At 70.3% G+C, this 12,219-nt stretch carries 10 protein-coding genes; 1 reads left to right on the plus strand and 9 read right to left on the minus strand.

What is annotated here, in order from left to right:
* Positions 1 to 128 precede the first annotated feature (128 nt).
* The 7 genes from EDF33_RS15960 to dusB all read right to left on the minus strand — a co-directional run bounded on the left by EDF33_RS15960 (position 129) and on the right by dusB (position 10,502).
* Entirely contained in the window at positions 129 to 1,805 is a 1,677-nt protein-coding gene (locus EDF33_RS15960; protein WP_123292571.1) for an ABC transporter ATP-binding protein, read from the minus strand.
* The gene (locus tag EDF33_RS15965; protein ID WP_132100554.1) at positions 1,802 to 2,806 is read right to left on the minus strand and encodes an ABC transporter permease; all 1,005 of its coding nucleotides are present in this window, start codon (positions 2,804 to 2,806) and stop codon (positions 1,802 to 1,804) included. The genes EDF33_RS15960 and EDF33_RS15965 overlap by 4 nt, the downstream gene beginning before the upstream one ends.
* A gap of 2 nt (positions 2,807 to 2,808) precedes the next feature.
* Positions 2,809 to 3,885 (minus strand): ABC transporter permease, encoded by a 1,077-nt coding sequence (locus EDF33_RS15970; protein ID WP_123292841.1) that lies wholly within the window; start codon positions 3,883 to 3,885, stop codon positions 2,809 to 2,811.
* A 117-nt stretch (positions 3,886 to 4,002) separates the two neighbouring features.
* Positions 4,003 to 5,634 carry an ABC transporter substrate-binding protein gene (locus tag EDF33_RS15975; RefSeq protein ID WP_123292569.1) on the minus strand — a complete coding sequence of 544 codons (1,632 nt, stop codon included), beginning with the start codon at positions 5,632 to 5,634 and terminating at the stop codon, positions 4,003 to 4,005.
* A gap of 382 nt (positions 5,635 to 6,016) precedes the next feature.
* A complete protein-coding gene (gene dnaG / locus EDF33_RS15980; RefSeq protein WP_123340415.1) occupies positions 6,017 to 7,930 on the minus strand; it encodes a DNA primase in 1,914 nt (637 codons plus the stop codon).
* 86 nt (positions 7,931 to 8,016) lie between these two features.
* Complete coding sequence (locus EDF33_RS15985; protein WP_132100555.1) at positions 8,017 to 9,351, minus strand: deoxyguanosinetriphosphate triphosphohydrolase; 1,335 nt, start codon at positions 9,349 to 9,351, stop codon at positions 8,017 to 8,019.
* Positions 9,348 to 10,502, minus strand: coding sequence for a tRNA dihydrouridine synthase DusB (gene dusB / locus EDF33_RS15990; protein WP_123292566.1), 1,155 nt, complete (start codon positions 10,500 to 10,502; stop codon positions 9,348 to 9,350). The genes EDF33_RS15985 and dusB overlap by 4 nt, the downstream gene beginning before the upstream one ends.
* Before the next feature lie 47 nt (positions 10,503 to 10,549).
* Here dusB and EDF33_RS15995 point away from each other — a divergent pair, with 47 nt between their 5' ends.
* Positions 10,550 to 11,035: a YbaK/EbsC family protein gene (locus EDF33_RS15995; RefSeq protein ID WP_132100556.1), complete on the plus strand. Its 486-nt coding sequence runs from the start codon at positions 10,550 to 10,552 to the stop codon at positions 11,033 to 11,035.
* A 161-nt stretch (positions 11,036 to 11,196) separates the two neighbouring features.
* Here EDF33_RS15995 and EDF33_RS16000 read toward each other — a convergent pair whose 3' ends face one another.
* Together EDF33_RS16000 and EDF33_RS16005 are read right to left on the minus strand one after the other, a co-directional pair.
* Positions 11,197 to 11,406 (minus strand): hypothetical protein, encoded by a 210-nt coding sequence (locus tag EDF33_RS16000; protein ID WP_123340411.1) that lies wholly within the window; start codon positions 11,404 to 11,406, stop codon positions 11,197 to 11,199.
* Complete coding sequence (locus EDF33_RS16005; RefSeq protein WP_132100557.1) at positions 11,403 to 12,137, minus strand: DsbA family oxidoreductase; 735 nt, start codon at positions 12,135 to 12,137, stop codon at positions 11,403 to 11,405. The genes EDF33_RS16000 and EDF33_RS16005 overlap by 4 nt, the downstream gene beginning before the upstream one ends.
* Between the last annotated feature and the right edge of the window lie 82 nt (positions 12,138 to 12,219).

The following is a 12,219-nucleotide window of genomic DNA, read 5'->3' on the forward strand; positions in this document are numbered from 1 at the left end:
GCTGGCAGGACCGTCGTGCGTACAGCTGTGGAGGCGACCGTCCAGGAGGCCCGGCGTGCGTCGACGACGCTGGACGGGCCTCCTGGACGGGTCGCGCCGGGTCGAGACCAGACGCGGGTCGCATCGGGTCAGGACCCGACGTTCTCCAGTTGCTCCAGCGTACGCCGTCGCTCGGCCTGCTCCGCAGGGTCCGGCACCGGGAGCGACGCCAGCAGGCGCTGCGTGTACGGGTGCTGCGGGGCGCCGAGGACCTGCGCCGTCGTGCCCACCTCGACCAGGTCGCCGCGGTACAGCACCGCGATCCGGTCGGACAGCGCGCCCACGACCGCCAGGTCGTGGCTGATGAACAGCGACGCGAAGCCCAGGTCCTGCTGGAGCTCGAGGAAGAGCTCGAGCACGCGGGCCTGCACCGACACGTCGAGCGCACTCGTCGGCTCGTCGGCGATGAGCAGCTTCGGCCGGAGCGCGAGCGACCGGGCGAGCGAGGCGCGCTGGCGCTGCCCACCGGAGAGCTCGTGCGGGTAGCGGTCCCCGTACGCCTTCGGCAGCTGGACCGCCTCGAGGAGTTCGTCGACGCGCTTACGGGCCGCACGCGGGCTCGACACCTCCTTGTGGACGACCAGCGGCTCGGCGACGCACTCGGCGATCGTGAGCAGCGGGTTGAACGACGTCGCCGGGTCCTGGAACACGAACCCGATGTCCTTGCGCAGGTGCTTGAAGTCGCGCTCCCGGTAGCCGAGCATCTCGGCGCCGAGGACCTTCAGCGAGCCGCCGGTGACCTTCGTCAGCCCGGCCATGGCGCGACCGATCGTGGTCTTGCCGGAGCCGGACTCCCCCACCAAGCCGAGGACCTCGCCGGGACGGATCGCCAGGTCGACGCCCTTCACGGCACGGAACGCGGGCGAACCGAGGCGGCCGGGGTACTCGATCTCGAGCCCCTTCGCCTCGACCAGCGGGGTGACGTCCTCGGTGATCGCGGCACGGCGGGCGGTGCCCGTCGACGCCTCGAGCCGGGGCACGGCGGCGAGCAGCCGCTTCGTGTAGTCGGCCTGCGGACGCGCGAACAGGTCCGTCGCCGATGCCTCTTCGACGATCTCGCCCTGGTACATCACGGCGACGCGGTCGGCCAGGTCGGCCACCACACCCATGTTGTGCGTGATGATCACGATCGCCGTGCCGAACTCGTCGCGGCAGCGGCGGAGCAGGTCGAGGATCTCGGCCTGCACCGTGACGTCGAGCGCCGTGGTCGGCTCGTCGGCGATGATCACCGACGGCTCGAGGGCCAGGGCACTCGCGATGACGACACGCTGCTTCTGGCCGCCGGAGAACTGGTGTGGGTAGTGGTCGACGCGGGTCTCGGGGTCGGGGATGCCGACGCGGCCGAGGTAGTCGATGGCCTTCGCCCGCGCCTCCTTCTTGGACATGCCGCCGTGGGCGCGGAGCCCCTCGGCGATCTGCCACCCGACCGTGAAGACCGGGTTGAGGGCGGTCGACGGCTCCTGGAAGACCATCGCACCGGCGGTCCCCCGCAGGCTGCGGAGCTTCTGCGCGCCGACGGTGACGACGTCGGTGCCGTCGAGCAGCACCGCGCCGCCGAGCGTCGCCGTCTCGGGCATGAGCCGGAGCATGGCGCGAGCCGTGACGGACTTGCCGGAGCCGGACTCGCCCACCAGGGCGAGGACCTCGCCAGGGCGGACGTCGAGGCTGACGCCCTTGACCGCGTCGACGGCGCCGCCGTCGGTGGCGAAGGTGACCGTGAGGTCGTCGACGACGACCACGGGTGCGTTCTCGGTGTCGGTCGTCATGCGCCCGATCCTTCCGCGGTGGCCGTGTTGCGCGCGTCGTGCGTGGACACCAGCTGCTTCAGCCGTCGGCGCGCACGCAGACGGGGGTCGGAGATGTCGTTGAGGCTCTCGCCGATGAACGTCACACCGAGCACCAGCACCACGATCGCGACACCCGGGTAGACACCGGTCCACCAGACGCCGCTCGCGACGTCGGACAGCGCACGGCTGAGGTCGTAGCCCCACTCGGCGCCGGACGTCGGACCGATGCCGAACCCGAGGAAGCCGAGGCCGGCCAGGGTCAGGATCGCGTCGCTGGCGTTGAGCGTCAGGATGAGCGGCAGGGACCTGGTCGAGTTGCGCAGCACGTGGCGGGTCATGATGCGCCACGGGTTCGTGCCCATCACGCGCGCCGACTCGACGAACGCGTCGTTCTTCAGACGCACGGCCTCGGCACGGACCACCCGGAAGTACTGCGGCACGTAGACGACGGTGATCGAGATCGCCGCCGCGATGATGCCGCCCGAGTAGCTCGAGTTGCCGCCGGAGATCACGATCGACACGACGATCGCGAGCAGCAGCGAGGGGAACGCGTAGATCGCGTCGGCGACCACGACGAGGACCCGGTCGAGCCAACCGCCCAGGTAGCCGGAGACCAGCCCGAGCAGCACGCCGACGATGATCGACACGACGACCGCGACGATCACGACGAGGACCGCGGTCCGGGCGCCGTAGACCACCCGGCTGAACACGTCGAACCCGCCGACGGTGGTGCCCCAGATGTGCTCGGCGCTCGGTGCGCCCGTGCGCGGGAAGCTCTCGCCGTCCGCGCCCTGCAGCTGGCCGAAGCCGTACGGGGCCAGCAGCGGCGCGAAGACCGCGACGAGCAGGTACAGGGCGCAGATGACCACGCCGACGATGAGCATGGCGCGCTGCCAGCCGGTGCTCTTGCGGAGCTGGACCACCACGGGCAGCCGCTTCCAGAGCGGCTCGTGGCGGTCGACGAGGGTGGTGTCGGCCATCGTCAGAACCTCACTCTCGGGTCGATCAGGGCGGCGACGACGTCGACGATGAAGTTGGTCACCGCGACGATCACCGCCAGCATCGCGACGATGCCCTGGACCGCGACGAAGTCACGAGCCGACAGGTACTGGTTGAGCTCGAAGCCCAGGCCGCGCCACCCGAAGGTGGTCTCGGTCAGGACCGAACCGCCCAGCAGCATCGCGATCTGCAGGCCCATCACGGTGATGATCGGCACGAGAGCGGGGCGGAACGCGTGCGTCCGCACCAACCGCGACTCGCGGACACCGCGCGAGCGGGCCGCGTCGACGTACTCGGAGCCGAGCGACCCGATCATGTTCGCGCGCACCAGGCGCAGGAAGATGCCGGCGGTCAGCAGTCCGAGGGTCAGCGCCGGCAGGACGGCGTGCTGCAGCACGTCGCCGATGACCGCCGCGTTGCCGGTCCGCAGTGCATCGATGATGTAGATGCCGCTCGCGCCGGGGATGCCGTCGAGGATGAGCTCCACCCTGGTCGACGCGCGGTCGCCGAGCGGCAGCCAACCGAGCCACACCGAGAAGACGAGCTTGAGCAGCAGGCCGCCGAAGAACACCGGGGTCGCGTACGTCAGGATCGCGAGGGCACGGAGCAGCACGTCGGGCCACTTGTCGCGCGTGTACGCGGCCAGCATGCCGAGCGGGATGCCGAGCACGAGCGCGACGACGAGGGCGTAGAAGACGAGCTCGGCGGTCGCGCCGCCGTACTGCAGGATGATCTCGGTGATCGGCCGGTTGTCGGTCGACGCGTTGCCGAAGTCACCGCGCAGGATGCCGCCGAGGTACTCGAAGTACTGCACGAGCACGGGACGGTCGTACCCGGCGGCGTGCAGGCGTTCCTGCAGCTGCGTCGGGGTGAGTCGGCCGCCGACCGACGCGGTGATCGGGTTCCCGATGACGCGCATCAGGAAGAACACGAGCGTCACCAGGATGAAGACGGTCGGGATGATGAGGAGGAACCTGACGAGGACGTACCGGCCGAGTCCGCCGCCACTGCTCTTGGCACGACGTTGTGCCTGTGGCTTGGTCGGATCGGTGCCGTTCACGTCCTGGGTCGCCTCTGGGGTGCTCAGGGTCACGGGGAGGGGTGCCTTTCATGCCGGTGCGCAGGCACGCGGGCGTTCCTCGTGGGAACGCCCGCGGCCTGCGCGAGGGGCGTGGTGCTACTTGCTGAGGGTGGCGTACCGGAACTTGAAGGAGGCGTCGAGGGTCAGGCCCTTGACGTCCTTGCCGGCGACGGCGACGGACTTGCCCTGCAGCAGGGGCAGCGTCGAGATCTGCGATGCCTCGCGCTCCTGGGCCTGCTCGATCAGGTCGGCACGCTTGTCCGGGTCGGACTCCGCCTGCTCCTTCGCGATGAGGTCCTGGATGACCGAGTCGTCGTAGTGGTTCTGGACGAAGTTCTCCTTGGTGAAGAACGGCGACAGGTAGTTGTCGGCGTCGGAGAAGTCCGGGAACCAGCCGAGCTGGTACTCCGGGTACGCGTCCTTCGTGCGCTCCTGGGCGTAGGTCGTGTAGACCGTCGACTGGATGTTGACGGTGAACAGGCCCGAGTCCTCGAGCTGCGTCTTCAGCAGCGCGTACTCGTCGTCCGAGGCCGAACCGTAGTGGTCGGGCGCGTACTGGATGTCGAGCTGCACCTTGCCGGAGACACCGGCGTCGGCGAGGGTCTTCTTCGCCTTGTCGACGTCGGGGCCACCGTCGCCGTCGCCGTACATGTCCTTGAACGGCTGGACCGCACCGGTGAGGCCGTCCGGCACCATCGAGTACAGCGGCGTGAAGGTGTCGTTGTAGACCTCCTTCGCCAGGGCGGCGCGGTCGACCACGTCGGCGGCGGCCTGTCGCACGGCGAGGGCCTTCGCCTCGTCGGCGTCGTCCTGACCGGTGCCGAACGGCTGCGTCTTGAAGTTGAAGACCACGTAGCGGATCTCGCCGCCGGGGCCGTCGGTGACCTTGAGCTTGTCGTCCTTGCGCAGGTCCGAGATGTCGGTCGGCGTCAGGGAGCGGTACGCAACGTCGACGTCGCCCTGCTGCACGGCGAGCTTGAGGTCGGTCTCCTTGGTGTAGTAGTTGGCCGTCACCTCGGAGGTCTTCGCCTTGCCGAGCAGGCCGTCGTACTTCGGGTTCGTCTTGTACTGGATCAGCTGGTTCTCCTTGTAGGAGCTGATCTGGTACTGCCCGGCGAACGCCTTGCCCTTGACGATGTCGTCGGCGCTGGTGAGCTTCGTCGCGCTGAAGACGTCCTCGTCGACGATCGGGCCGGCGGGGCTCGAGAGCACCTGCGGCCAGGTCTGGTCGGCGTGGTCGAGATTGAACACCACGGTCGTGTCGTCCGGGGTGTCGATGCTCTTGAGGTTGGCGAGCAGCGACTGCGGGCCGTTCTCGTTGTTGATCTTGAGTTCACGGTCGAACGAGAACTTCACGTCGCTCGAGGTGAGCTTGTTGCCGTTCGCGAACTCGAGGCCGTCCTTGAGGGTGACCTCGTACGTGGTCGGGCTCGTGAACTCCGCCTTCGTGGCGATGTCCGGCTCGACGTCCGGGCTGCCCACGGGCGTGTTCATCAGGAACGGGAAGACCTGGTTCTGCACGGCGAACGAGCCGTTGTCGTAGGAGCCGGCCGGGTCGAGGGACGTGATCTTGTCCGTCGTCCCGATGCTCAGGCCGTTCAACTCGGTGTCGCTCACGCTGCTGCTCGCGCAGCCGGTCAGCACCAGCGCCGTCGCTGCTGCTCCGGCGCCGAGCGCGATGCCGCGCCTGCCCCACGTGGCTGTGTGCTTCTTGAACACGGATGCCATGTTCGATGCCTCTCTTGAAGTTGGGTGCAAGTGTCCGGACCGGCGGGTGGTACGTCTGTGTGCCCGGCCAGGAACGCTCATTGGTATCACCCTGTCACGGAACAGATCGAACCGGGAGCGATTTGTTTACACCGCTGTAATGCAAGCACCCGTCGCGTGATGCATCATTCGTGCGCATCGGCCCGGCGCGCCGCACACGAAAGTTGCGCGCTGCAACCTGATTGGTCCGGGGTTCGCCGACCGGTCACGACACACCGCCCGTCCCACCCCGAGCGGTCACGTCCCGTCGGCCGGACCCCGGCCAGCCGACGCCTTACGACCACTCCACGCCCGACACGGCCGCGCGCCCGGCACCCGGCACTCGGGCGGCGAGAGCGAGGGGCTAGGACGCCTCGGCGTCGGCGCGGAGCCGCATGCGCTGCGCGTCGATGTCCACGAGCTGCCGCTGGATCTCAGCGCGCCGCTCGGCCTGCTCGTGCGGGTCCGCACGCTGCAGTTGTCCGAGCAACGAGGCCTTGCGGGCGAGCAGGTCCCGCTCGACCAGGGCGACGACGATGCTCCGGCAGTACGCGGCGAGGTCCTCGGCGTTGCGGGCGGGGATCGGCGCGAGGGCGAGCTCGTGCGTCAGGGTGCGCAAGGGGGTCGGCACGTCGGCGAGCAACCGGTCGAGCCAGTCCCCCGCCCCGATGACGTCGACGTTGGCGACCACGGCGTCCCGCACGACGGCGAGCATCGGCGCCGAGAACGTGGCCGATGCGGCGAGCCCGAGCAGCGGCGCTCCGACCGAGGTCGGCTGCTGCACCATCGCCATGACGGCGTCGCGCTCCATGCGGCTGATCGGGTCGTTCGGCAGCGAGCGGATCCCGGCGACGGGCTCCTCGACCACACCGGCCCCGTCGGTGGCGTGACCGGCGCGGCCGTCGCGCCCCGGGCCTCCTGACCGATCGTCCGTCGACCCCGCACGCCGACGCGCGGTCTCGACCGATCGACGGACCTCGGGCATGTCCATGCCGAGCCAGCCGGCGAGCTCGCGGACGTACCCCTGCGTGAGCGAGCGGTCGCGGATGCCGGCGAGCACGGGCGCGGCGGCGCGGAGGGCACTGACGCGGCCCTCGACCGTCTCGAGGTCGTGGCCCTCCAACGTGCGGCGGATCATGAACTCGAACATCGGGCGCTTGTTCGTGATCAGGCGGCGGATGGCGTCGTCGCCGCGGGCGAGCCGGAGGTCGCACGGGTCGAGGCCACCGGGTGCCACGGCGACGAAGGTCTGCGCCGCGAACCGCTGTTCCTCGGCGAAGGCGCGAGATGCGGCACGCTGCCCGGCCTCGTCCGGGTCGAAGGTGAAGACGACCTCGCCGTTGGCGTTCGGGTCGGCGCCGGCCAGGTCGCCGAGCATCGGGCGGAGCACCTTGATGTGGTCGACGCCGAACGAGGTGCCGCACGTGGCGACCGCGGTGGTGATGCCGGCGACGTGGCAGGCCATGACGTCGGTGTAGCCCTCGACGATCACGACCTGCTTCTGCTTCGAGATGTCGCGGCGGGCCAGGTCGAGCCCGTAGAGCACCTGGCTCTTGTGGTAGATCGGGGTCTCGGGCGTGTTGAGGTACTTCGGGCCCTTGTCGTCGTCGAGCAGGCGACGGGCACCGAACCCGATCGTCGCACCGGTGACGTCGCGGATCGGCCACATCAGGCGACCACGGAACCGGTCGTACGGCGACCGGTCGCCCTGACTGACGAGCCCGGCCGAGGTGAGTTCCTCGAGCGTGAAGCCCCGACCGCGCAGGTGGTCCTTGAGCATGTCGAACGACTTCGGGGCGAAGCCGACACCGAAGTGCTGCGCCGCCGAGGGATCGAACCCGCGCTCCCCCAGGAACCGCCGTGCGGGGTCGGCCGCGGCGGTGGTGAGCTGCGCCGTGTAGAACTCGAGCGCGGCTTCGTTGGCGGCGATCAGCCGGGCGCGGGTGTTGTAGTCGGTGCGCGGCCCGTCGCCCTCTTCGTAGTGCAGGGTGAAGCCGATCTTCGCGGCCATGCGCTCGACGGCTTCGGCGAAGGTGGTGTGGTCCTGCGCCATGATGAAGCTGAAGACGTCGCCGTCCTCGCCGCAGCCGAAGCAGTGGTACCGGCCGACCTGGGGCCGGACGTGGAACGACGGGGAACGTTCGTCGTGGAAGGGGCAGAGCCCCTTCATCGAGCCGACGCCCGCGTTCTTCAGCGTGACGTAGTCGCCGACGACGTCGGCGATGTTGACACGCGAGCGGACCTCGTCGATGTCGTTCCGCGCGATCCTGCCAGCCACTCTCTGATCCTAGTTCGTGGGACCGACCTCGGCCGACCGCGGCCCCGAGATGTGGACGAACCACCGAGGCCGACGGAGCACCCCGCTCACGCCGGGATGTGGACCGCTTCCCGCTCGCCGACGACCAACCGCCGGTGCCAGGCGATCGCCCCTTGGTCCGTCAGGCTCGCGACCTGGTCGACCACGGCGCGGAGTCGGCCGTCGTCGTCGGACGCCGCACGCCAGTCGGCGGCGAAGCCGGGCTCGAGGTCCGACGCACCCGATGCTGCCAGGGCGTCGAGCAGCTCCGTCAGGATCCGACGCTGGTCTTCGTACACGGGCTGCCGGTCGCCCTGCGTCATCACGAACGCTGCCACGATGCCCTTGAGGACCGCGATCTCGCCGATGATCTCCGGCGGTGTCACCACCGACGCCGCGAACCGGACCAGGGACCCGGAGGCGTAGGACTCGCGGGTCGCGGCCGTCGCCGTCCGCGCGAAGCGTCCGATCAGCTGCGAGGTCAGGTTCTTCAGGTGCGCTGCGTCGCGCCGGGACCCGTCGTACGAGGTCATCCAGAGCGGCAGTGCCCGGAGGCGGTCGAACGCCTCGAGCAGTTCCTCACGACTCAGGTCGTCACCCACCCACGCGTGCATCGCGGTGACGATGTCGTTCTCGCCGACCCGGTCGCCGAGCGCCGCGACGTCGATGAACCCGGCGACGACGGCGTCCTCGAAGTCGTGCACCGAGTACGCGATGTCGTCGGACAGGTCCATGACCTGCGCTTCGATGCACCGCTGCCGCCGGGGCGCCCCGGCGCGGAGCCACTCGAAGGCGTCGTGGTCGTCGTCGTAGAAGCCGAACTTGGTCCGACCCGATGACGACTCGGAGACACCTTGCGCGGCCGGCCACGGGTACTTGCAGCTGGCGTCGAGCGACGCGCGGGTCAGGTTCAGCCCGAAGGGACGCTCGACGCCAGCGCCAGCGCCAGCCCCGGCCCCCGCGCCAGCGGCGCCCGACCCCGGACGGAGTCCGTACACCTTCGGCTCGAGCCGGGTGAGCAGCCGCAGCGTCTGCGCGTTGCCCTCGAACCCGCCGATGCCGGCGGCCCAGGCGTTGACGGCGGTCTCACCGTTGTGGCCGAAGGGCGGGTGGCCGATGTCGTGCGCCAGACACGCGGTGTCCACCACGTCGGGGTCGAGGCCCAACGAGTCCGCGAGCTCGCGACCGACCTGCGCCACCTCGAGCGAGTGGGTCAGGCGGTTGCGGGCGAAGTCGAGCCCGGTCGTCGGGCTGAGCACCTGGGTCTTGGCGGCGAGGCGTCGCAGCGCGCTGGAGTGCAGCAGCCGTGCGCGGTCACGGGCGAAGTCCGATCGGCGGTTCCCGTGCTCCTCGGGGAGCCAGCGCTCGGCGTCGGCCGGGCCGTACGAAGCGGTGGCGCTCATCCGCCGCTGTGGTGCAGCTCGGCGGCGGCGAGGACCTTGCGGAACTCGCTGTCGACGTCGCGGGACTCGAGCCAGCGGTCGGGCAGGGCGGTGCGCTTCGGGTTGCCGGAGCGACCACGGGGGCCCTCGGCGCCCTCGCCCGGGTACGGTGCGTCGCGGTCGAGCTGGCCGAGCAGGTCGTCGATCTCCTGCAGGCTCGACGACAGCGCGAGACCGGACCGCACGTCGCTGCCGATCGGGTACCCCTTGAAGTACCAGGCCACGTGCTTGCGGGCGTCGCGGCAACCGTGGTCTTCGGACCCGAAGAACTCGACGAGCAGTTCGGCGTGCCGACGGAACCCGTCGGCGACCTCGCCCAGGGTCGGCATGTACCGCAGCCCTTCGCCGCGGAACGCCGCCGCCAGGTCGCCGAACAGCCACGGGCGCCCGAGGCACCCGCGTCCGACGACGACGCCGTCGACGCCGGTCTCGTCGACCATGCGCAGGGCGTCGGCCGCCGACCAGATGTCCCCGTTGCCGAGGATCGGGATGTCGGTGACGGTCTCCTTCAGCGTCGCGATCGCCGACCAGTCGGCGTGACCGGAGTAGTGCTCGTTCGCCGTGCGGGCGTGCAGCGACACCGCGGCGACGCCGGCGTCCCGCGCGATGCGGGCGGCGTCGAGGTAGGTCAGGTGGTCTTCGTCGATGCCCTTGCGCATCTTCACGGTGACCGGCACGTTCCCTGCGGCGCGGACGGTCTTCGTGACGAGTTCGCGGAACAGCTCGAGCTTCCAGGGCAGTGCCGCGCCGCCGCCCTTGCGGGTGACCTTGGGCACCGGGCAGCCGAAGTTCAGGTCGATGTGGTCGGCACGGTCCTCGCCCACCAGGATCGACGCGGCCTCGGCCACGGTGTTCGGCTCGACGCCGTACAGCTGGATCGACCGCGGGGTCTCGGACTCGTGGTGCTGGATGAGCTGCATCGACACGGGGGTGCGTTCGACCAGTGCGCGCGACGTGATCATCTCGCAGACGTAGAGACCGGCGCCGTACTCGCGGCAGAGCCGGCGGTACGCCATGTTCGTGATGCCCGCCATGGGCGCGAGCACGACCGGCACGTCGACCTCGATCGGGCCGATGCGCAGAGGCCGTGCTGGGGCTTGTGTGATCGTCATACCTGTCCCATCTTCCCACGTCGGTGCTCGCCGGTAGCGTTCTCCACATGACGATCGACGCCAGCACCCGGTTCGACACCGACGCAGCAGCCCGCGGCCTGACGGTCGAGGTCGTCGAACGCCCCGCCGCGGACTCCCTGCAGCACGCCGCCGGACTGCTCGGCATCGACCCCGGCGACATCGTCAAGACGCTCGTCGTGAAGCGCCACGACGGCGGCTTCCTGCTCGCGCTCGTGCCGGGCGGCCGGAGCATCGCGTGGAAGAAGCTCCGCACCGTCGTCGGCGTGAACAAGCTCTCGATGCCCGACGCGGCGACCGCGCTCCAGGCGTCGGGCTACGAGCGCGGCACGATCACGCCCATCGGAGCGACCGGCAACCTGCCCGTCTACGCCGACGAGCGGATCGCCGGTCGACGGGTCGCCCTCGGCGCGGGCCGGCACGGCGCGAGCGCCTTCGTCGACGCCGACGCCCTCGTCGCCGCGTACGGCGCGACGGTCGCCGACATCACCGACGAGGAACCGCAGCGCGCCTGATCGGTCCGGCGACCGACGGATCGCGCCCCCGCGCAGCCGTCGCGCCCTGCAGAGTCGGGGCGCGACGACCGCACGGGGGCGCGAGACCAGCAGCGCGCGGCGCGGGACCAGCAGCGCGCGGCGCGGGACCAGCAGCGCGCGAAGCGCGACCGACGGATCCGTCAGTCCGGCACCTCGGTCCAGTCGCCCTCGGCGCCGGCGAACGATCCGGCGTCGATCAGGCACGAATCACCGTCGCAGACCGGCGCACCGCCGGGCGTGACCAGCGTGAGCAGGCCGGGGCGCGCCTCCAGACCGGAGATCGCATCCGGGACCGACGGGGCGGACGGGAGGCCCGCCCCACCCCCGACGGTGACCGTCGCGCCCGTCATCGGGTCGCCGCCACGTCGGCGCTCGCGTCGTCCGCAGCGCGTTCGGTCGCCGAGGCGACCTCGTCCGGAGTCATCTCGCGCAGCGCGACGACCTGCGTCAGCACCTGCTCGAACGCTGCCGGATCCTGCGCGCCCGAGACGCCGTACTTGCCGTCGATGACGAAGAAGGGGACGCCGTTGATGCCGAAGGCCTGCGCCTGGGCCTGGTCGGCGCGGACGGCTGCGAGCTGGGAGTCGTCGCGGAGCGTGGCGAGGACCTCGTCGCGGTCGAGCCCGATCTCGGCGGCCAGGTCGGCCAGCGTCGCGTCGTCGCCGACGTGCTCGCCGCGCTCGAAGTAGGCGGTGAACAGGCGCTCGACCATGTCGAGCTGCTTGCCGTGCTGCTTGGCGAGGTGGATGACCTGGTGCGCCTTCACGGTGTTCGTGTGGTGCATGGCCTCGAAGTCGTAGTCCAGCCCGACCGAGGCCGCGATGCCGGTGACCTGGTCGAGCATCTGCTGCGCCTGCTCGACGGGCATGCCCTTGTGGCTCGACAGGAACTCAGCCTCGGTGCCCTCGAAGTCGACGGGGGTGTCCGGGCTGAGCTCGAAGGAGTGGTACTCGACCTCGACCGGGCGGCCGTCCGCCGAGGCGCCGAACGCGGCGACGCCGGCCTCGAACTTGCGCTTGCCGATGTAGCACCAGGGGCAGGCGATGTCCGACCAGACATCGACCTTCACGGAGTCGTTCATGCTGATCCCAACGCGGACGCTGCGCGCGCATTCCCGCCGCTGGCAGCAGAACACCGGTGTTCGCAGGTCGAACACCCGACTG

Source organism: Curtobacterium sp. PhB146 (genome assembly GCF_004342995.1).
GTDB lineage: Bacteria > Actinomycetota > Actinomycetes > Actinomycetales > Microbacteriaceae > Curtobacterium.

Excerpts from the sequence above, each read along its gene's own strand:
- dusB (WP_123292566.1), bottom strand. The coding sequence starts at position 10,502 with ATGACGATCACACAAGCCCCAGCACGGCCTCTGCGCATCGGCCCGATC.
- EDF33_RS15995 (WP_132100556.1), top strand. The coding sequence starts at position 10,550 with ATGACGATCGACGCCAGCACCCGGTTCGACACCGACGCAGCAGCCCGC.
- EDF33_RS15965 (WP_132100554.1), bottom strand. The coding sequence starts at position 2,806 with ATGGCCGACACCACCCTCGTCGACCGCCACGAGCCGCTCTGGAAGCGG.
- EDF33_RS15975 (WP_123292569.1), bottom strand. The coding sequence starts at position 5,634 with ATGGCATCCGTGTTCAAGAAGCACACAGCCACGTGGGGCAGGCGCGGC.
- EDF33_RS16005 (WP_132100557.1), bottom strand. The coding sequence starts at position 12,137 with ATGAACGACTCCGTGAAGGTCGATGTCTGGTCGGACATCGCCTGCCCC.
- EDF33_RS16000 (WP_123340411.1), bottom strand. The coding sequence starts at position 11,406 with ATGACGGGCGCGACGGTCACCGTCGGGGGTGGGGCGGGCCTCCCGTCC.
- EDF33_RS15985 (WP_132100555.1), bottom strand. The coding sequence starts at position 9,351 with ATGAGCGCCACCGCTTCGTACGGCCCGGCCGACGCCGAGCGCTGGCTC.
- EDF33_RS15960 (WP_123292571.1), bottom strand. The coding sequence starts at position 1,805 with ATGACGACCGACACCGAGAACGCACCCGTGGTCGTCGTCGACGACCTC.